We start from the raw sequence: 19,974 nt of genomic DNA, 5'->3' as shown, positions 1-19,974 counted from the left end.
ATTACACCCTCCAGTCATTTGCCTTAGAATACAGCTTTTGCAGCCGGCTGTACTTTCCGCCTTTTTGCATAAGTTCGGCATCGCTGCCGCGCTCGACGATGTTTCCGTCTTCGACAACCAAAATTTCATCGACATTTTTAATCGAGCTGAGGCGGTGGGCAATCATAATAACCGTTTTGTTTTTCATCAAATTGGAAAATGCCTGCTGAATTTCGTATTCATTTTCGGGGTCGGCGGCCGCGGAGGCTTCGTCCAAAATGATGATGTCCGCGTTTTTCAAAATAGCGCGGGCGATCGCAACGCGCTGAATTTCTCCGCCGGATAAGTGTACGCCCTTTGAACCGATAACCGTTTTTTCACGTTCGGGGAATTTTGCCAAAATGTCTTCGCAGCGGGCAAGCCGAAGCGCATTCATCACTTCTTCATCGCTTGCATGTTTATTACCCATTTTGACGTTTTCAAAAATGCTTGTTTTAAAGAGCTTCGATGTTTGGAACACAAAGGCGATACTGTGCATGAGCGCATTCCGTGAATATGACGAAATATTTTTTCCGCCGATTAAAATTTCACCCGAATTTATTTTATAAAAACCCGAAATCAATTTTGCTATTGTACTCTTTCCGCCGCCTGAAGAGCCGACAAGCGCGTAGGTTTTATTCGGAGCCAAAGTAAAGCTGACGTCTTTTAAAATCTTTTCGTCGGTATAGCCGAACGAAACGTTTTTAAATTCGATTCCGAAGTTGTCAAACGTTTCTTCCGTGCCGTGTTCAAGGTTATCCTTTTCCATGTCTGCAAAAAGATTTTCAAGTTTATCCACAACGCTTTTTGCCTGAAAGTTGTACATTCCGACATACATCACGCGCATAAACGCCGAAAAAAGAATGCCGGCAATGCACACAAAAAAGACGATTTTTGCAATGATGAGATTTCCGTCAGCGCCCTTATTCATAAAATAAATGGCGGCAGGAATGGTGAATACCGCGAACAGGTTAAACAACACTTGAAACATCACATACGGAGAACGGCAGCTGAGCGTGTACTTGTATGCCAAATCCGAATAACCGGTAATCGCTTCGTAAAACGCTTTGAAAGATTCAACGGTGCTTCTAAAGATTTTTACAATCTGCATACCGCGCACATATTCGACCGCTTCGGCATTCATCCGCTCCAACGCCGCTTGATACTTCTGCATAAAGTTTTTATTGCCCATCATAAACATCATCTGTACACCGCCGATAAGGGCAACGGCAACCAGCAAAAGACCGAGCTTTACATCGACCGCAAATACGATGATAAACATAAAAATCGGCGTAAACAATGCGGAAATATTGTCGGGAATTAAATGCGCAACCAGCATATGCGTTTCCTGCGCATTGTCGTCTATGAGCTTCCGGATTTTTCCCGACGGGTTCAGATCGAAAAACGCAAACGATGCGTTCATCAAATGTTTGATCGCGGTTTTGCGCAAATTCGATTCAAGCCGAAAGCCGAGCACGTGCGATGCCCACAAAGCGGCAAAGTATACAATCGAATAGCCCGCCAACAGTGAAACGATCACCGTTGCGTACATCGAGCCGTCCGTAACGTTTTTTGTAACCAAAAGCGCGTACAAAAACTTCCATAAAAACCAAAATGCCCCCATCTGAGAAGCGACTCCCAGCATGGCGCATAACGCCGAAATATACACGCAATGTATTTTTTCCGGCGTATATTTAAACAATCTTTTATATGTGTCCATTCAGACCTCCTATACTTATTAATTAGTAATTGATAATTTGTAATGTTTAATTTAATGTGTAATTGTTAATTTGTAATGAGTAATTGCGTACGCTTTAATTACCAATTAAACATTACCCATTAACTCTTCACTTGCTCCATCCAATATTGTTTCCAGCCGGCACAATGGTATACGTTAAAATCGAGCACATATTCCACCGCTTCCGATTTTTTTAAATTATGATAAAAAATCTCTTTTAAATTTTCACAGTGGGACGTTACCATGACGTGAATAAAAAATCGTATGCGGCGCGACATCTTAACACCGTCTTGTTTCAGCCATCGAAGTGTTTCACGGTCGATTAAATCGATTGCTTTATCAAAAATGCGCTCATAGGAGCTTCCCTTCGAACAGCAGACAATCAGTTTCATCGCATCCCAATTATCGTAAAAAAAATCCACCATTTTTAAGAACCGGCGTTGCGATAGTTCGATAATTGCTGAAAGCTCGCTTGTTTTCATACCGAAATTTTCAGCGTCGAATACATTGCGATGCGCTACTATGTCTAAAAATTCGTCGAACACACCGCTTACAAGAGCTTCGAATATGCCGTCCTTGTTATCAAAAAGGTTATACAGTGCCCCCGTCGTAACCCCTGCCTTTTCGGCGATAGTGCGCACATTGGTATCTGCAAAGCCGTTGGCAAAAAACTCCTGTTTTGCAGCGCGTAAAATCTTTGCCCGTGTGTTCAGTTCATCTTTATCGGCTAATATTTTTTCCATAATAGTTATCCATATTTGTCATAACATTTCTATTAATTGATAACAATGTTACTAAAAAGAGCTGGAAATGTCAAGTATGGATAATTATCATAATGCAAAATCCGGATATGAAAAGGAAACATCGAGCAGTGTTATTATTCCGATAACTGCTCCAAAATAAAATCTAAATATGTTTTACTCGATGCCATAATTATCCATTCTATTCGCTCTAAAATTTCAATAGGCCATCTTCGTCAAATTGAAAATTGGGACCCCAAGATACTTCCCAATAGTATCCATCTAAATCGGAAAAATATGCATGATATCCGCCCCAAAATACTTTTTGCGGCTCTTTAACAATAGTTCCTCCGGCTTTTCTTACCGAATTTCGCACGCCTAAACAAATACATGTTATTTTATTCGTGCGGAGGGTTTAATACCCCGACGCTTTGCGTCGTAACAAGGGGTATTAAAGCCCGACTGCAACCACCTTATGAGAACAACATACCCCGATGCTCTGCGTCGGGGTATGTTGATTCATTTCTCACTCCATACATTTCAGATTGCTGATTTCCTTAATCTACTGTTTTTAACTATTATTTGTCTATACTGTTGTTAGATAAAGGCTTTCAGAATACAACAATGGAAGATGTCATTACGGAAATAGGTATGAGTAGAGGCGGCGTGTATCATCATTATGCAAGTACAACGGAAATGTTGAAAGACTTAATGCTTGATGGAAATGAATACAGAAATAGCTTGATAACCGAATATTTAGCGCATAATCGGAGCAAAGATAAATATCGGCAAATGGGTGATATTTTAACAAGTAAGGCATTAGCGAAAACCGATTTAATGAAGCTGTACGCACTTCTTTTGCAAGCAAAAAATTATAATCAAGATTTGGAAGATTTATATCAAGAACTAAAATTGCACACAGCTAAAGAACTTGATCTCATTGCAAAGAAACTGGGAATTACGGCACATATTTTTAAGGATGGTTTTTTAGTTCATTACATTAACAGTTTAATAGTGAGTTCGGAAGTGCTTAATGCACGGAATTCTTTTGACGCGCATAAGAAGTATATAAAAGAAACAATGATACAATACATTATTGATCTTGAAAAAAAATAACTAAACCAATAAGGAAATTTAAAAATAAGAAATAATATTTTAAGAGGTGAGTTGCAATGAAACAAGATATGAAAACACAGCTATTAACTAAAAGTCCTAAAGAATTGTTATTCAAGTTAGCTATCCCGGGAATAATCGGAATGCTGGTTATCGGTCTGTATCCGTTTATGGATGGGATATTTGCAGGGCGGATTGCAAACGGGGTTCGTCCGAAGTAAAAACAAACCGATGAAACTGCTTCAGATATGACGCGGGATTTAAATTGTTAATTTGTAAATTGTATGCTCGTTTGAACCGATATCATCGCATTATCGATTATCAATTTATTTAAACCTTCTGCTTCATGCGCTCTTCAAGTATCGCAAGGTATGCCTTTTTTTCCGCTGCCATATACTGACAGTGCCCGTACCCTTTATGCAGTACGATATGCACAAAAGGGTAGCGGCGCAAAATCGTCTTTGCTTGCCGTGCATCTATTTCTTTACTGCCGAATTCAAAATACATACGCTGCTGCACATCTTTCGGATACGGATAAAAATCGAAGCGGCTGCATGCCGCTATGATATTTCGCAGGCTTTTTTCACACATGCTTTCAAACGTGCTTCCCATTACTTCGCCCGCTTCACCGAACAATGCGGTCATTTTCTTTTGAGCAAACCCCTTGCATTTTCGCGCCTTTTTCCATTTGCTTAAAAAGACGGCGGTATACACAAAGCGCAAAAAGCGGGCATTTTTGTATACCGGCGCACCGTCCAAAACAATGCATTTCCAGTGTATGTCGTCATCCTTCAACAGTTCCAGCACAATCCGCGCTCCCAGGGAAATACCGAGCGTCAATGCAATATCCGTATAGCCTTTTTCTTTCAGATAGCAAAGGATTTGCGCAGCTTCGTTTTCGGCGGAAACAAACTCGCTCGAAGATGCTTGCCCGTGAGCCGACAAATCCGGCGCAATAATACAGTACCGATCGCTTAGCGGCGCAAACAGCTTTGCCGCAAAGGCACCGGTCAGCAACATCGGGTGCAAAACCAGTATTTTTTCCGCCTCAATGTTTCCGTATTCGTGTATAACCATATCGCCTGTTCTCCCGCAAAATAATAATGTTTACCACGTGTTGAGCCGTGCGTCGCTTTTTACACCTTCCATTCGATGCTTTTTTGGAAGTTGTCCCACATACCGGCATAAAGACCTTTGCGTTCGAGCAGCTCGGCATGCGTTCCCGTTTCGGCAAGCTTGCCTTCATCGATGACACAGATTGTATCGGCGTTGACGACCGACGAAAGACGGTGAGCGATCATAATGACGGTTTTGTCTTTGAGCAGCACGTCGAATGTTTTTTTGATTTTGTATTCGTTTTCGGCGTCGGCAAAGGCGGTCGCTTCGTCAAGTACAATAATCGGTGCGTCCTGCAAAAGCGCGCGGGCAATGGCAAGCCGCTGCGCTTCTCCGCCGGATACGTATGTGCCCTTGGTGCCGTAGACGGTGTCTATACCGGCAGGCAGTTTTTCGATGATATCCATGCACTCGGCTTTACGGAGTGCTTCCGTCACTTCTTCGCGGCTTGCGTCTTTTTTGCCGTAGCGGATATTTTCGAAAATGCTTTCTTTAAAAAGCTTGTTTTCCTGAAACACGAAGCCGACGGTGTGCAAAAGGTCGCTTGTTTTAATATCGCGGATATCGACGCCGCCGATACTGATTGTACCCGAATCAACTTCCCAAAAGCGGCCGAGCAAATTGACAAGGGTAGTTTTGCCGCCGCCTGAGGGACCGACCAGCGCGGTCAGCGAATGTTCGGGGATGTGCAAACTGATGCCGTTTACTGCGGGGCGGCCGGCGGTTTGCGGCATTTTATCGCCGCCGGGGTTTGTGTTCTCCGTTTCCGCAGATCCCGCCGTTTCCGTTTTATAGGAAAACACCACATCCTTAAATGCAATATCGTATCTTTCCGGCAGCACGGACTTTTCCGGTTCTTCGGTCAGCGGTGCCTGTAAAATATCTTCAATACGGTTGAGCGCATCGTTCGACCGCTGATGAAAGGTATTTGAGTACATGATTTTTATCAGCATGGTGTAAGTAACCGGTGCAAAGGCAAGGTAAAACACAAAGCTGTAAAAGAAACGCGCATCGAGCGTTGCCGTTCCGGCTATCAAAAGCGCGGCAGGCAGCAGGAATAAAAAGCCCGCTTTAATGAGCGCGAGAAAAATCGAATACCCGTTTTCCCACGATATCGAATATTTGTGCACGAACTCTTTGTAGTTCATAATCGACGTGTAGAAGTTTTTAAAATAGTAGACGGACTGATTAAAGGTTTTAATAACCGAAATACCGCGCACATATTCGGTGCCGGCATTATTCATTTGCTCAAGCGCGTCTTCGTACTTTTGCATAAAGCCCGAGCTTGAACTGATGCGCATTAAAAGCATTTGCAGCACGAACGCAAGCACGAGCGGCAGCAGGGACACCAGCCCCTGCCGCCAATCGAAGGCGAGCATGAGAACGAGTATCGCAAAGGGAGAAACCGTATTTTGCGCGGTATCCGGCAGGCTATGAGCGATCAGCGTTTCAAGCTGGTTGACGTTTTTTTCAAACACTTTGCGCACTTTACCGCTCACATGCGTGATATGCCAGCCGATGGGAAGTTCCGCAAGCGTTTCAGTCATCCGAATCGAAAGGTTTTCCTGAATGGTAAACGCGGTCGCGTGCGAAAGCATAAGCGCCGCATAATAGAGCACAAAGCCTGTTGCAGCCGAACCGACTGCCCACAGTCCGTAACGTGCAAGGGCGGCGGCGTTTACCACCTCTTTTGCCGCAACTGAGGAAATCACGTCGCGCATTACAAAGAACACCATAATGTACGGCACAAAACCGATGAGGGCGCTCAAACCGGAAAGCACAAGCGACAGCGACAAAAGCCCTCTGCTCTTTCCCGCATAGCTTAAAAGCCGCTTGATAGTCTGCTGCTTTGCGGGATTGCGTTCAGCCGTTTGCTGTGCCGGCTGTTCTTTTGCCGGATTTTCCGCCGGCCGGTTTTGTTTATTATTCATAGAGAAATCCCCCTACTTATCAATTACGCATTACCAATTATTAAGCCGACCACTGCTCGCTTTCCCGCTGCAGCCGATACATCTGTCGATAAATGCCGTCCTTTTCCATCAACTCGGAGTGGGTGCCGGTTTCGGCAATCATACCCTTGTTGAGTACGATAATCTTGTCGGCGTTTTCGACGGTGCGCAGGCGGTGAGCGATGACGATAACGGTTTTGCCCTTTATAAGTGTGCCGATAGCGTGTTGGATGAGCGTTTCGTTTTCAGGGTCGAGGGCGGCGGTCGCCTCATCCAAAAGGATGATCGGCGCGTCTTTTAAGAGGGCGCGGGCAATGGAAAGCCGCTGACGTTCTCCGCCTGAAAGGGTATAACCGTTTTCGCCGATTTCCGTGTCATAGCCTTGCGGCAGTTTTTCGATAAACGAATCGCACCGGGCGGCTTTTGCAGCGGCAAGCACTTGTTCCCTTGTAGCGTTTCGGTTGCCGATTAAGATATTGTTGTATACCGTATCGTTAAAAAGCACGACGTCCTGAAACACAATCGAAAAGGCTGCGAGCAGGGTTTCCGGATCTACGGTGGAAACATCGACGCCGCCGACGCTCACCGTGCCCGATGAAGCGTCCCAAAAGCGAGCCGCCAAGCGTGCAATCGTGGACTTGCCGCAGCCGGAGTGCCCGACGAGGGCGGTAATTTCGCCCTGCTTTGCGGTAAAGTCGATTCCGCTTACCGTGTTTTCTTCGGTATCGCTGTCCGCATCTTTGCCGTTCGGTTCATTATATGAGAATGAAACATTATCGTAGCGGATGTCGTAACCGTTCGGCTTGAAGGTTTCGCTTCCCGTCTGCTTGGGATAGTTGACAATCGCCTGTTTGCGTTCAACGGCAATCATCATTAAAAAGAATTCGCCGAGCATCATAAACACCGTCGTCAGCGGATCGAAAATACGGCAGGAAACGAGCAAAAAGACGATATACGTCAACAGTTCGATTCCTCCCTGCGACAAGAGGTACGCGCCGTATGAAATCACCAGCGGAAAGCCGAATCGGACAATCGCCGCCGAACCGAAAATAAACGCTCCGCCCACTGCTTCCGCTTTGAGCGTTACGTACGTTGACTCGGTAATATCGTCTTTGAGTTTTTGCACATACACCGCTTTTTTATCGGAAGATTTCAGCACTTTGATATTGTCGATCATCTGCTGAAAGGAATCGTAGATCAAATCTTTTCGCGCAAACACCTGCTTTGCTTTTTTATCCAGCACTGATCGGGCGGCGACGATGATAAAAAATCCTGCAAAAGCGAAGATAAAAAGCGCAATCGTCATCCGCCAATCCAAAAACGCCAACAGTGCGGCAGCAATCAAAATCGAAATGACGCCGCCGAACAGCTCCGGTACGGCGTGCGAAAGCGATTCTTCAATCAGAGTAACGTCGTTCAAAAGCGTCGAAGTCAAATACGACAAATCCCGCCTGCCGAAATACGACAGCGGGAGTTTCCGAAGCGATTCGGCAAGCGAAATGCGTACGTTTGCCGCTTCTTCATACGCACCGTTGTACATTCTGCCGTACTTCAGCTTTTCGAGGATGAACAGTACGGCAATCATCGCGAGAGCGGCCGCCGACACCGCCCATACATTCGGCACTTGAAAACCTTGTTGCATAATGCGCGCCAAAAAATACTGCAGCACATACAGCGAAAGCCCCAATGGAACCATCAAAAACAAATTGATAATAGTGCCGAACGTAACCGCCGAACGCAAGTTCCGCGTCCCCGCGTCAGACAACGCGAAAAATCTTTGCAGCATAAAACCCCCGTAAATTAGCTTTGGCTAACATAACATTGTTATAATACAGACCGCAAAGAAATTTGTCAAGGAAAAAAGCGGCGAAACGCTAAAGTTCTTAAAAACAAAACCGAAAATCGTATCAACCGTACGATGTCTGCTCGGGTACTCCTATAGGCAAATCGAAAACGGCGCACCGGGTCGCAAAAGCAATCATCCTTCCCACTTGGTAAGACCCGAGCGCAGCAAGCGGAATTCGCGTTTGAGCAATATGACGATGGGAAGTGCCGTCGTCAATTCGATCAAAAAGGTGCCGTAATATACGCCCGTAACTCCGGTAAAGATCGGCAAAACAAGCATGGCCGGAACGTATAACACAATTTGCTGCAAAATACCGATGATTGACGCGATGTGTCCCTTGTTGATTACCGGAAAAAACGCAAGCGTCAAAAAGCTGAGCGGCATGACGGGCAGCAAGGCCATGTAGAGCCTGAAGTTAAACATATCGGATGCGCTCAGCGAAGAATTTTTCATCATAATCGATACGGCGCCTTCGGGAAAGATAAGCATGCACAACCAAAACGGTATAATGAGCGCAAGTGCAGCCGCCAAAAAGCATTTAAAGCCCGCGATAACCCGATCGATTTTTGCCGCCCCGAAATTGATTCCGATAATCGGCGGCAGGGCAATCATAAGTCCCGAAAGCGGCTGCACAACAAAGCTGAAAAGCCGCGTAACGACGCCGTAAAACGCTATATCGGCTTCACCGCCGTAGGCGCTCAGCACATTCAAAACAAGCACGCTTTGCACGCCCATCATAATCTGTATAATAAAAGCGGACAGTCCCATGCCGGAAATTTTTGCGATAATATTTTTGTCGAAACGGAATGCAAAGGTTTGCCGGAACAAACCGAATTCGCCGGCGAGCGGTTTGCGCAAAAAGTACGCAATGCTGATAAACGATTGTAGGGCCATGCCGATATTCGTTCCCAATGCAGCCCCGCGGATGCCCATGCCGAAAATCACCATCAAAACATAATTCGCACACGCATTGCACGCAAGACCGCATGCCATAATCAGCGCTCCGGTTTTCATCTTACCTTCCGAGCGGATAAGCGCATTGGAAGCGATTGCGTAAATCCAAAACGGAGCGCCGTACAGCAAAGTCCGATAATATGTTTCGCCGAGCGCCAAAGCTTCGCCGCGCCCTCCCATCAAAAAAACGATGCGGTGCGAAAATGCAAAACCGATGCACATCAAAAAGAGCGCGCTCATAAGCATGAGCGTATTCATATTACCCAAGAGTTTTTTTTGAATATCCTTATCGCCGGCCCCGATCGCAATGCTCAAAAGAGAACCCGCACCCGTTCCGCACAAAAGGGCAAAGCCGATTAATACAAGCAGGGGCGGAAGAACTACGGAAATACCGGCGAGCGCTTCCGGCCCTACAAGGCGGCCTACAAAGACACCGTCGAGCACATTGTTCGCGCCCAAAAGCGCCATGGCGACTACGGCCGGCCATGAAAAATCGAAAATAAGCTTCCACAAACCGTCATTTAAAATACGCTGTTTTTGTTTTTCATCGTTCATAATAACCCCTTGTGCAGTAAGGCGTAAAACGCAGGTTTTCATTTTCCGATGAGGCAATTATCGCACAGGATTTTGTACCAGCCGGCTTCGTAAAACTCGTCGAGCAGGGCAACATACTTGAGCGCGCCTTCGTAGGGAATGTCCAAGCGGACGGTTTCGAACAGGCAGTTCCAAAAGCTTTTGTCGATCGCAGAATACAGACGCAAATCTATGCCGGGACGCAGTACACCGCCGCAGTCTTTGAGCGACGACAAAGCGCGCACATCGGCTTTGTACGTATCTTCCATCATCAGTGAAAAAAAATCGGCATAGCGGGTACCGGCCGAACCGCACACGAGCAGTTTTACCGCCCGGTAATTTTCGTACACAAAGTCGATCGTTTTTTTGCGGCTTTCAAAACGGAAGGCGCGCCGCTTTTCTATGTCGGGCGGTATCGTAAAAAAAGTGTCGTACATTGCGCGGTGGTTCGCCAAAAGAGAATCGTACACGTCTTTTACAAGCGCGTCGAAAAGCGCTTCTTTATTTTTAAAATGAAAGTACAGAGAACCGGTCGTAAGGCCGGCAAGTTTTGCAACCTCTCGCATCGAACTTTTCGCCCAGCCCTTTTGCAAAAATTCGGAAGCGGCGCACTGCAAAATGCGCTCTTTGGAATTCGGCGCTTTTGTCTTTGCGTGTTTCGTCGATCGCTTCGATTGTATCGGCGATTTTATCTTTGTATGCTCCGATGCTTGTTCCGATTGCGACGGCGATTTCGTATGAGTTTTCGTTTTTCCGAGTTCGGATTTTGCTGTGTTTGCTTTCATATCGGCTGCAAATAACGCTAATGTGTTTTTATCGCTTTGTCAATGTTTGGCAGTTTGTATTCGGGGCTTCCGCATGAAAATCTGTATTCCTCAAAAAATAAGCGTTACCGTAAAAATCGGCTGCACTCCCGGCAGCAGCCCTGCCGTTCACCGCGGCTGACCGTGATTGGAATCGGACTGCGCAAAATTTCTTCGAAATTTTGCTTGCCATCGGTCAGAGCGGCTCGGCGGCATTGCCGCTGCCTCGCGTTCCGCCTTTTTTTATTTTATTATACGTCTCTTTTCTGTGTATACATTTTTCATGCGGAATCCCTGGTTTGCACTTTCGCGCCGCGCTGTTTGCGCAATATGCCTGCGGATAAAGCGCCCGCATTACGACACCGCCTACGCCGCCGTGGAGCCGTGCCGAAGGCAGCGACCGGAGCGGAGCGAGGACGCCGCGCGCGAGCAAGCGGCGGAAGGGCGGATGGCAAAAAGGTTTCGTCCGAAAACGACGTCTCCGAAACCTGCGCGCTTTAGAGGTATTGTTTCATCGCTTCGCCTTCGACGCCGGCGAGCAGTTCGATGTAGGGTTTTGCGGGGCTTGCGTTTATCTTTTGCAGCAACACTTCTTCGATTTGGAAAAAGCCGACTTCCGCCGACATGTATATTTGAATGCGCACGGGTTTTTCGCTGCCTGCGCCGATTTCGACGCGTTCGATCGAGTTCGCCGAATACTTATGGATATCGCCGATCGTCGGAGCGTTGTCGAGTCCGAGGGGAATACGTGCTCTGCCCTTTGTCATATCGCAGCCGTCGGCGATGAGGATGATGCCGGCTTCGAGCGAATGGATTTTGTGCGTACCCATGTGGCCGATGATGCCTTCCATCGCGAGCGAGCGGACGGTTACGCGCCGTACGATGTTTTCGCCTCCGGGAATGAATTTGTTGAGAAGCCGTTCGATGACGGGAAGCGCGAGAAAAACGCTGTACAATTCGTGATCCTGCCGGCCGATCGACATACCGAAGTCGTGCAAAAACGAAGCGAATATGACGGCGGTCAAACTGTCGGCAAAGGTGCCCGCTTTTTCTTTTTGCAGGCTCAACTGTACGCCCGCTTTGTACAATATCTCCGTCATTTTGATCGCGTTGTGCGTAACCGTGCGCATGTGTACCGGCCCGTGATCGTTGTAGCCGAGCCGTACGATCGAAACGTTGTTGGCATAATTTTGCACCGCTTCGATTTCCTGGTCGCGCATGAGCGCTTTTGCGACGGTGAGCGGTAAACCGTCTTTTTCCGGCGTAAGCGCAATCAGCTTTTCAAGCGCGGATATGATTTTTTTATCGACCGAAATTTCTTTCGGCGATCGTTCGGTTTTCATGATTTGCTCCTATGAGTATTGCGCTTTCCATTGTAAACGGAATGCGTAAAAACGTCATCAGAGGACAGGTTCGTATCTCCGATCAAATGCGGCGGCACAATAACGATGTGTTAATAATTATCGCACGGTAACCGCATTGACAGGGCGGTCGATTCTTTGTATTATTTTATTATCTTATCTCTCAATCCTTATATGGAGTTATTACATGGCAAAGACAAAACTCGTTTATTTTTTCGGTAACAAAAAAGCCGAGGGCAACGCCGATATGCGTGCCGAACTCGGAGGCAAAGGTGCAAACCTTGCCGAAATGACGAACATTGGTGTTCCGGTTCCGCCGGGATTTACCATTTCAACCGATGTGTGCAAGATGTATTACGATAATGACAGAAAATATCCTAAAGAGCTGTATTCCGACGTTTCGGCAAATCTTGTAAAACTCGAGCGCGCGTTCGGCAAAAAACTCGGCGCAGAGGACGATCCGCTGCTCGTTTCCGTCCGCTCGGGCGCTGCAATTTCTATGCCCGGTATGATGGACACGATCCTGAACCTCGGCCTCAATGACAAATCGGTGCTCGGCCTTGCAAAAAAAACGAACAATCCGCGCTTTGCGTGGGATGCGTACCGCCGCTTTATCCAGATGTTCGGTGACGTCGCGATGGGCGTTCCGCACGATGAATTCGAAAAAATCCTTTCGGAAGCGAAAGCGCGCGCGGGCAAAAAACTCGACAACGAACTCGATACGTCCGAACTTCAGGAAATCGTCGGAAAGTATAAAGCGTTGTACCAAAAGACGACGGGAACGGAATTTCCGCAGGATCCCGAAAAACAGATGTGGCACGCGATCAACGCGGTTTTCGGTTCGTGGATGAACGCACGCGCCATCAAGTACCGCGAACTCAACAATATTAAAGGCTTGAAAGGAACGGCCGTCACCGTTATGGCGATGGTGTTCGGTAATATGGGCAACGATTCCGGTACGGGTGTATGCTTCAGCCGCAGTCCTTCGACCGGTGAAAATAAATTCTTCGGCGAATATTTGATAAATGCGCAGGGCGAAGACGTCGTCGCCGGCATCCGTACGCCTGAGGAAATCAGTCAGCTGAAAAAAGACAATCCGAAAATATACGACGAACTCATCAAAATCCGCAACAATCTCGAAAAGCACTATCACGATATGCAGGACATGGAATTTACCGTTCAGCAGGGTAAACTCTACATGCTCCAGTGCCGCAACGGCAAACGTACCGGTCCTGCGGCGGTCAAAATGGCCGTCGATATGGTCGGCGAAAAACTCATCACGAAAGAAGAGGCGATTCTCCGCGTCGATGCGGAGCAGATCGACCAGCTGCTCCACCCGATGATCGATAAAGATGCCGCAAAGCGCTCCGGCGTCATCGCGAGCGGTTTGAACGCTTCTCCGGGAGCGGGCTGCGGTCAAATCGTGTTTACGGCAGACGAAGCGGAAAAGCTTGCAAAAGAAGGCAAAAAAGTGCTCCTCGTCCGCAAAGAGACGAGTCCGGACGATATCGCCGGTATGGCGGCCGCTCAGGGTATCCTCACTGCAACGGGCGGACGCACGTCACACGCGGCTGTCGTCGCACGCCAGATGGGTAAGCCCTGCGTTTCGGGTGTCGAAGCGATTCAGTTTTCCGCAGGCGGCATTACCGTTAACGGTAAATCGTACCGGCAGGGCGATTGGCTTACGATCGACGGTTCGACGGGCAACGTATACGCCGGACAGATTCCGACAAAAGAACCGCAGATCACCGGAGACTTCGGCACCTTTATGAAGTGGTGCGATGAAATCCGTAACGGATCCGTCCGCAAAGTCGGTAAGTCGACGATCAAAGGTTTCGGAGTGCGCGCAAATGCCGACCAGCCGGATCAGGCGCAGGCTGCGTTCAACTTCGGTGCGGAAGGTGTCGGACTGTGCCGTACGGAACACATGTTCTTTGATCCTGCAAAGCTCGTATACTTCCAGGCGATGATCGCGTCCGATACGACTGCTGCGCGCGAAAAAGCGCTTGCAAAGATTATGCCGCTGCAGAAAAAAGATTTTTCCGGCATCTTCGACGCGATGAAGGGCAGACCTGTCATCATCCGCTTCCTCGATCCGCCGCTCCATGAATTTATTCCGAAAGACGAAGAGGGAACGCGCAAAGTGCAGCAAGTGCTGAAAGAAGAAGGTATCGACGTGTCGGTTGAAACGCTCACCGCGCGCTTCAACTCCTTGAAAGAGTTTAACCCGATGCTCGGCCACCGCGGCTGCCGCCTCACGATCACCTATCCCGAAATCTACAAAATGCAGACGGAAGCGGTTACGCTTGCAGCGATCGAATGCAAAAAGCGCGGCGTCCCCGTCCGCCCGATGATTATGATTCCGATCGTGTGCGAACCGACAGAGCTTGCGACGATCCGCAAAGAATGTGAAGAAGTCATCGCGAAAATCGAAAAAGAGAGCGGCATGAAAGTCGCAATCGAAATCGGTACGATGATCGAAGTTCCGCGCGCCGCGCTCCTTTCCGGAGAGATTGCGAAGGTTGCGGATTTCTACAGCTTCGGTTCGAACGATTTGACGCAGTTGACTTTCGGCTTCAGCCGCGACGATGCGGGCAAATTCCTCGACGCGTACTACCACCGCAACATCCTCGACGACGATCCGTTTAAGACGCTCGACGAAAAGGGTGTCGGTAAACTCATGGATATGGCGGTTGCGGCTGCGCGCGAAGTCAAACCGGAAATGCACCTCGGTATCTGCGGTGAACACGGAGGCGATCCTGCGACGATCGACTTCTGCTACCGCGTCGGTCTCGATTACGTTTCGTGCTCGCCCTATCGCGTACCGATCGCACGTCTTTCGGCGGCGCAAGCGGTTATCCGTGCGGTAAAAGCGAAAAAGACCGCCGCAAAAAAAACGGCTGCGAAAAAAGCTCCGGCAAAAAAAATCGCCGCAAAAACGGTAAAAAAAGCCGCGCAGAAAAAAGCCGTCGGAAAAACGACAGCGAAAGCTTCAGCAAAGAAAGCGGCAGCCAAAAAGCCCGTTGCAAAAAAAGCCGCCGCGAAAAAACCGGTTGCAAAAAAAACCGCGAAAAAAGCAAAAAAATAATGTAAGCGGTTCTGTTTGACAGCGAAAACCGTCCGGTAAAACGCGAAAGCGAAATACCGGGCGGTTTTTTTATGTGTTGACGTATGTAAACACTTCACGCAAAAATTTCCGACATGATCGAAACATAGCAATTTTCCGCTGTTATTATCTTTAAAATCTTGCTATACTTTTTCCATGTTTCAATTATTGCTCGCCATCATCTATACCGCCTTTATCAGTCTCGGTTTGCCGGATGCGCTGCTCGGATCCGCATGGCCGGTTATGTACCGCGAATTCGGAGTGAAGGTTTCTTATGCCGGTATCATTTCGATGATCATAGCTTTGGGAACCGTCGTTTCGAGTTTGCAGAGCGATCGATTGACGAAAAAATTCGGAACCGGACGAGTGACCGCCGCGAGCGTTGCGCTGACCGCGTTCGCGCTTTTCGGTTTTTCGCTCTCGCATTCGTTTTATGCGCTCGTTTTTTTGGCCCTTCCGTACGGACTCGGTGCGGGCAGCGTGGATGCGTCGCTGAATAATTACGTCGCGCTGCATTATAAAAGCCGCCATATGAGCTGGCTGCACTGTATGTGGGGAGTAGGAGCGGCCGCCGGTCCCCACGTTATGGGTTTTATGCTTGCGCACGGGAACACGTGGAATGCGGGTTATCGCACGATTGCGGTACTGCAAACTGCACTCACGGCGCTTCTCGTTTTCAGTTTGCCGCTTTGGAAGCGAAACGATAAAAACGATGCAGCCGAACGGATATCCGGAGCAGCGCAAGCTTCCGTATTCGATATACGCCCATCCGTGCCGAAGACGACGGAGGCTTCCGCATTCGATTCGGCAAATACCCGTCCGCTTTCGCTTGAAGAAATTATTAATTTACCCGGCGCAAAAGCGGTGATGCTTTCATTCTTTTGTTATTCCGCGGTGGAACAGACGAGCGGCCTTTGGGCTGCAAGCTACGCGGTTTTGTACAACGGTGTTTCGACGGACGTCGCGGCGCGCTATGCAAGTCTCGTCTACCTCGGCATTACCGTCGGCCGAGCGCTCGGCGGTTTTCTTTCGATGTATTTGAGCGACACGCAGATGGTGCGAACGGGCGAAATCGTTATCCTTGCCGGAGTGATTTTGCTCTTTGTGCCGTTCGGAAATGCGTTTACACTTTCGGGTTTCGCGCTTATAGGGCTCGGCTGTGCGCCCGTTTTTCCGAGCCTCATCCATGCAACGCCGCATCATTTCGGGGCAAATAAATCGCAGGCGGTTATCGGTGTACAAATGGCAAGCGCGTATATCGGCACTTGCTCGCTGCCGCCGCTCTTCGGTTTTATCGCGAACAGATTCGGCATCTCGCTTTTGCCGGTATACGTGCTGTTCTTTTGCGCTCTCATGATCGCTTCTCACGAGCGGCTCATACGGCTGACAGAGCGGCGGCCTGAATAGGTTGTGTGAAAATCAGCTTAATAATTTATTCGTGCGGAGGGTTTAATATCCCGGCGCTCTAGGCCGTATAAAGCTGTGCTTTCGACGAAAAGCCGTCCGTTCAGCCGGTAAAATCCTGCACACACATAAAACGATATATTTTATGCGGACCGCAGCCGATACCGACGTGCGTATAAGCACGGCTCAAAATAGTTTTCCGGTGTTCGCGTCCCGGCACTTTATCGTCTTCCAAAAGTTGGATGACGATTTTTCTTGCATCGTTGTAACCGTAGGAGATGTTTTCACTCCAAGTATGAGGATACAAGCCCTGTTTATGGATTCGTTCTCCTGTATTCCCGTGTCCGACCCCGCCGCCCGGTCCTTGTACGTTAACCCATTCTTTTGCCGCAAGCGTTAGTTTTTTGCTGGGTTGCAGCGCTTTTAGTGCTTTCGTATCTTTCATTTCAATGATGCATTCTTTCATAGCTTCGCTTGCGCTGCCGTCTTTAACAGAAGGCAGCAAATACAGCGCGGCATAGGCGCGCGGATCGGTACGAGCTTTATTGATTTCAAGAAGGACATCTTTTTCCAAAGTAGAAAGATAATCTACCGTACGGGCGGTGTCGACAGTATTTAAGTTCCATGCAGTTGCTTCATTATAGGTTCCCAAATCATCAAAATTATATTCCGCCATATTTCCGCACGATACCGATATCGCCGCGAGCAGCAAAGCGGCAGTAGAAATTTTAATAATTTTTACGATATACGCAGTTCGCATCTTTTTTATAAACATATACATATTTCCTCCATGTATTTTATTTTTTTATTTTCGAGGCGATCATCGCACCGCATGCGAGTACAAATAAAAGCGCAAGATAGATGACGACGATGTATGCCGCCGCGTCGGGTGCAATAAAGAACATGATACCCGTTGCGATAGTGAGAACCCCGAGCGCGAGCGATGCGCGTCCCGCAGCTTTTCCGAGCCGCTTTTTGTCGCCGAGGGACGCGAGGTATTTTTTCGAAAGCATATAGGCTCCGGTTACGGTAAACGCCGCTCCCGCTCCGATAAAGAGCACGAAGAACACAAGCAGTTTCGTGTGTGATACAATCATACTGTTACTATATAGTATTTTCAGCTGAGACGCCATATCGGACGGAATTTACACATACTCTTTGAGCACGCTTTGGAATATTGCAAGCCCTGCGTCCATCTCTTCGTCCGTGATCGTAAGCGGCGGCAAAAAACGGATCACGTTTGCACCCGCCGTCGATACGCACAATCCTTTTTCAAGGCAGCGCTTTTCCACATCGAAGGGTTTTATCGTTCCCGCAATTTCCGTGCCGATCATGAGGCCGAGCCCGCGCACGTCGGTGACGATCGGAATCTTCCAGCCGGAAATACTGTTTCTGATATAATCGCCTTTCCGATTTACGTCGTCCAAAAATCCGGGAGCGGAAAGCGTTTTGAGCACGACACGGCCTGCACTGCACGCAAGCGGATTTCCCGCAAAGGTCGATTGATGGTCGCCTGCGGAAAACACTTTGTCGGCTTTACCGCGGAAAAGACAGGCACCCATAGGAATACCGCCTGCGATTCCCTTTGCAAGCGTGACGACGTCGGGACAAAAGCCGAGCCGTTCGCTTGCCAAAAGCGTACCGCATCTTCCCATGCCGGTTTGCACTTCGTCGGCCATAACGATCGCTCCTGCTTTGCGCGCGGCGTCGGATGCTGCACACGCCCATTCGGCATCGACGAGGTTTACGCCGCCTTCGCCCTGCACGCATTCTATGAGCAGCGCGGCTGTCGTATCGTCGAACGTCGTTTCGACCGCGCTCCAATCGTTCGCTTTGATCGTTTTAAAATCGGCGACATAGGGAGCAAAATACGGCGGATGAAATTTTTCCTGTCCCGTCGCAGTGAGCGTCGCAAGCGTTCTGCCGTGAAACGATTGTTCAAGCGTATAGATCGTGCGGCGCTTCTCCCCGCCGTTCATATAGCCGTATTTCCGCGCAAGCTTGATCGCAGCTTCGTTCGCTTCCGCGCCGCTGTTGCCGAAAAAGCCTCCGGAAAATCCCGTTGCCGAAAGCAGTTCGTCCGCAAATGCGACACCCGCATCCGACAGATAATAATTCGAAATATGGATTTCACGCGCAGCCTGTTTTTGCACGGCTTCGACGAGCGGCGCGTAGTTGTGCCCGAGAGAGTTTACGCCGATGCCTGCGATAAAGTCGATATATCGCTTTCCTTCCGCGTCGAAGAGAACCGCCCCTTCGCCTTTTACAAAGACGACGTCAAAGCTTCCGTAATTATTAACAATTTTTTTCTCCATAATCCGCTCCTCAATTTACTATTATCAATAAATCATTGTGCCGATACCGCGGTCGCTGAACATTTCGATGAGGAGCGAATGCGGCACCCGTCCGTCGATGATATGCGTCCGTTTTACTCCTCCCGCGAGCGCCGTTATGCAGCACTCCACTTTCGGTATCATGCCGCCGGCGACGGTGCCCTCATTTACAAGTGCTTCGACTTCCGCCCTCGATACGCGGGCGATGAGAGAAGACGAGTCGCCGGTGTCGCGCAAAATGCCGGGCACGTTCGTAAGCTGTACGAATTTTTCCGCATGCAGCGCGACGGCGATTTTGGCGGCGGCGGTATCCGCGTTGATATTGTATCGAATCGTGTCCCCGTCTTCTCCGACCGCGACGGTCGAAATGACGGGGATAAATCCTTGAGACAAAAGGGAAGCGACGATGTCGGGACGCACTTCCGTCACTTCGCCAGTATAGCCGTAATCGATTTTATCGTTATTGATTTTTTTTGCGCGGATCAAACCGCCGTCAACGCCGCTCAAACCGACGGCTTTACCGCCTTCGCGCAGCAGCATACCGACGATCTCTTTATTGAGTTTTCCGGACAGAACCATTTCGACGATTTCCATCGTGTCGGCGTCGGTACAGCGCAAGCCGTCGACAAATTTGCTTTCTTTTCCGACGCGATCGAGCATTTTGTTGATTTCGGGACCGCCGCCGTGTACGAGTACGACGTGTACGCCGATCGTATTGAGCAGCACAAGGTCTTTCATAACCGCTGCTTTCAGTTCGTCGTTGAGCATCGCGTTGCCGCCGTACTTTACGACGACGACTTTGCCGACCCACTTTTTAAAATACGGCATAGCCTGTACGAGCACATCCGCCCAGTGCGCATTGTCGAGCGGGCGCTCGCGATTTTCACCGTACTGTCGTTCATCTGTCGAATTGTTTGCCG

Annotated in this window: 15 protein-coding genes and 2 pseudogenes; 4 read left to right on the top strand and 13 right to left on the bottom strand. The window is 48.7% G+C overall.

The features are described 5' to 3' along the window. Position 1 precedes the first annotated feature (1 nt). The 3 genes and pseudogenes from IZU26_RS10075 to IZU26_RS10065 form a co-directional block, all read right to left on the bottom strand. Complete coding sequence (locus IZU26_RS10075) at positions 2-1,738, bottom strand: ABC transporter ATP-binding protein (protein ID WP_433278773.1); 1,737 nt, start codon at positions 1,736-1,738, stop codon at positions 2-4. Positions 1,739-1,857: 119 nt separating this feature from the next. After that, positions 1,858-2,521 (bottom strand): annotated as a pseudogene (locus IZU26_RS10070) (TetR/AcrR family transcriptional regulator). A gap of 186 nt (positions 2,522-2,707) precedes the next feature. Continuing rightward, positions 2,708-2,872, bottom strand: a complete 165-nt coding sequence (locus tag IZU26_RS10065) for a VOC family protein (protein ID WP_433278771.1) — start codon at positions 2,870-2,872, stop codon at positions 2,708-2,710. 206 nt (positions 2,873-3,078) lie between these two features. Between IZU26_RS10065 and IZU26_RS10060 the strand changes: the two genes are divergently transcribed. Together IZU26_RS10060 and IZU26_RS10055 are read left to right on the top strand one after the other, a co-directional pair. Further along, positions 3,079-3,612: a TetR/AcrR family transcriptional regulator gene (locus IZU26_RS10060; protein WP_433278769.1), complete on the top strand. Its 534-nt coding sequence runs from the start codon at positions 3,079-3,081 to the stop codon at positions 3,610-3,612. Between the two features lie 56 nt (positions 3,613-3,668). Beyond that, a pseudogene (locus IZU26_RS10055) lies at positions 3,669-3,806 on the top strand (MATE family efflux transporter); the annotation flags it as partial. A 133-nt stretch (positions 3,807-3,939) separates the two neighbouring features. Here the strand turns inward: IZU26_RS10055 and IZU26_RS10050 are convergent. The 6 genes from IZU26_RS10050 to IZU26_RS10025 form a co-directional block, all read right to left on the bottom strand. Further along, a complete protein-coding gene (locus IZU26_RS10050) occupies positions 3,940-4,686 on the bottom strand; it encodes an alpha/beta fold hydrolase (RefSeq protein ID WP_433278767.1) in 747 nt (248 codons plus the stop codon). A 59-nt stretch (positions 4,687-4,745) separates the two neighbouring features. Then, on the bottom strand, positions 4,746-6,656 hold the full coding sequence (locus IZU26_RS10045; RefSeq protein WP_433278765.1) for an ABC transporter ATP-binding protein: 1,911 nt from the start codon (positions 6,654-6,656) through the stop codon (positions 4,746-4,748). 40 nt (positions 6,657-6,696) lie between these two features. After that, positions 6,697-8,460 (bottom strand): ABC transporter ATP-binding protein, encoded by a 1,764-nt coding sequence (locus IZU26_RS10040; RefSeq protein ID WP_433278762.1) that lies wholly within the window; start codon positions 8,458-8,460, stop codon positions 6,697-6,699. Positions 8,461-8,652: 192 nt separating this feature from the next. Continuing rightward, positions 8,653-10,029: an MATE family efflux transporter gene (locus IZU26_RS10035; protein ID WP_433278761.1), complete on the bottom strand. Its 1,377-nt coding sequence runs from the start codon at positions 10,027-10,029 to the stop codon at positions 8,653-8,655. 38 nt (positions 10,030-10,067) lie between these two features. Further along, positions 10,068-10,832: a TetR/AcrR family transcriptional regulator gene (locus IZU26_RS10030; RefSeq protein WP_433278759.1), complete on the bottom strand. Its 765-nt coding sequence runs from the start codon at positions 10,830-10,832 to the stop codon at positions 10,068-10,070. Positions 10,833-11,347: 515 nt separating this feature from the next. Then, positions 11,348-12,193: a phosphohydrolase gene (locus IZU26_RS10025; protein ID WP_433278757.1), complete on the bottom strand. Its 846-nt coding sequence runs from the start codon at positions 12,191-12,193 to the stop codon at positions 11,348-11,350. Between the two features lie 205 nt (positions 12,194-12,398). Here IZU26_RS10025 and ppdK point away from each other — a divergent pair, with 205 nt between their 5' ends. Together ppdK and IZU26_RS10015 are read left to right on the top strand one after the other, a co-directional pair. Further along, entirely contained in the window at positions 12,399-15,299 is a 2,901-nt protein-coding gene (ppdK, locus tag IZU26_RS10020; protein ID WP_433278754.1) for a pyruvate, phosphate dikinase, read from the top strand. 174 nt (positions 15,300-15,473) lie between these two features. Then, positions 15,474-16,724: an MFS transporter gene (locus tag IZU26_RS10015; RefSeq protein ID WP_433278751.1), complete on the top strand. Its 1,251-nt coding sequence runs from the start codon at positions 15,474-15,476 to the stop codon at positions 16,722-16,724. Between the two features lie 100 nt (positions 16,725-16,824). Here IZU26_RS10015 and IZU26_RS10010 read toward each other — a convergent pair whose 3' ends face one another. From IZU26_RS10010 to argB, 4 genes are all read right to left on the bottom strand, one after another. After that, positions 16,825-17,397, bottom strand: a complete 573-nt coding sequence (locus IZU26_RS10010) for a CAP domain-containing protein (protein ID WP_433278749.1) — start codon at positions 17,395-17,397, stop codon at positions 16,825-16,827. Positions 17,398-17,518: 121 nt separating this feature from the next. After that, positions 17,519-17,818 (bottom strand): hypothetical protein, encoded by a 300-nt coding sequence (locus tag IZU26_RS10005; RefSeq protein WP_433278747.1) that lies wholly within the window; start codon positions 17,816-17,818, stop codon positions 17,519-17,521. A gap of 48 nt (positions 17,819-17,866) precedes the next feature. After that, the gene (locus IZU26_RS10000; protein ID WP_433278745.1) at positions 17,867-19,036 is read right to left on the bottom strand and encodes an aspartate aminotransferase family protein; all 1,170 of its coding nucleotides are present in this window, start codon (positions 19,034-19,036) and stop codon (positions 17,867-17,869) included. A 24-nt stretch (positions 19,037-19,060) separates the two neighbouring features. Further along, complete coding sequence (gene argB, locus IZU26_RS09995) at positions 19,061-19,882, bottom strand: acetylglutamate kinase (RefSeq protein ID WP_433279013.1); 822 nt, start codon at positions 19,880-19,882, stop codon at positions 19,061-19,063. Between the last annotated feature and the right edge of the window lie 92 nt (positions 19,883-19,974).

It is taken from the genome of Treponema sp. SP13, assembly GCF_050938355.1.
GTDB classification, from domain to species: Bacteria; Spirochaetota; Spirochaetia; order Treponematales; family Treponemataceae; genus Treponema_D; species Treponema_D socranskii.
This window is presented reverse-complemented; position numbering and strand designations above follow the sequence as displayed.

Excerpts from the sequence above, each read along its gene's own strand:
- IZU26_RS10025 (WP_433278757.1), bottom strand. The coding sequence starts at position 12,193 with ATGAAAACCGAACGATCGCCGAAAGAAATTTCGGTCGATAAAAAAATC.
- IZU26_RS10030 (WP_433278759.1), bottom strand. The coding sequence starts at position 10,832 with ATGAAAGCAAACACAGCAAAATCCGAACTCGGAAAAACGAAAACTCAT.
- IZU26_RS10010 (WP_433278749.1), bottom strand. The coding sequence starts at position 17,397 with ATGGCGGAATATAATTTTGATGATTTGGGAACCTATAATGAAGCAACT.
- IZU26_RS10040 (WP_433278762.1), bottom strand. The coding sequence starts at position 8,460 with ATGCTGCAAAGATTTTTCGCGTTGTCTGACGCGGGGACGCGGAACTTG.
- IZU26_RS10005 (WP_433278747.1), bottom strand. The coding sequence starts at position 17,818 with ATGATTGTATCACACACGAAACTGCTTGTGTTCTTCGTGCTCTTTATC.
- IZU26_RS10015 (WP_433278751.1), top strand. The coding sequence starts at position 15,474 with ATGTTTCAATTATTGCTCGCCATCATCTATACCGCCTTTATCAGTCTC.
- IZU26_RS10000 (WP_433278745.1), bottom strand. The coding sequence starts at position 19,036 with ATGGAGAAAAAAATTGTTAATAATTACGGAAGCTTTGACGTCGTCTTT.
- IZU26_RS10035 (WP_433278761.1), bottom strand. The coding sequence starts at position 10,029 with ATGAACGATGAAAAACAAAAACAGCGTATTTTAAATGACGGTTTGTGG.
- argB (WP_433279013.1), bottom strand. The coding sequence starts at position 19,882 with ATGCCGTATTTTAAAAAGTGGGTCGGCAAAGTCGTCGTCGTAAAGTAC.
- IZU26_RS10050 (WP_433278767.1), bottom strand. The coding sequence starts at position 4,686 with ATGGTTATACACGAATACGGAAACATTGAGGCGGAAAAAATACTGGTT.
- IZU26_RS10075 (WP_433278773.1), bottom strand. The coding sequence starts at position 1,738 with ATGGACACATATAAAAGATTGTTTAAATATACGCCGGAAAAAATACAT.
- IZU26_RS10045 (WP_433278765.1), bottom strand. The coding sequence starts at position 6,656 with ATGAATAATAAACAAAACCGGCCGGCGGAAAATCCGGCAAAAGAACAG.
- ppdK (WP_433278754.1), top strand. The coding sequence starts at position 12,399 with ATGGCAAAGACAAAACTCGTTTATTTTTTCGGTAACAAAAAAGCCGAG.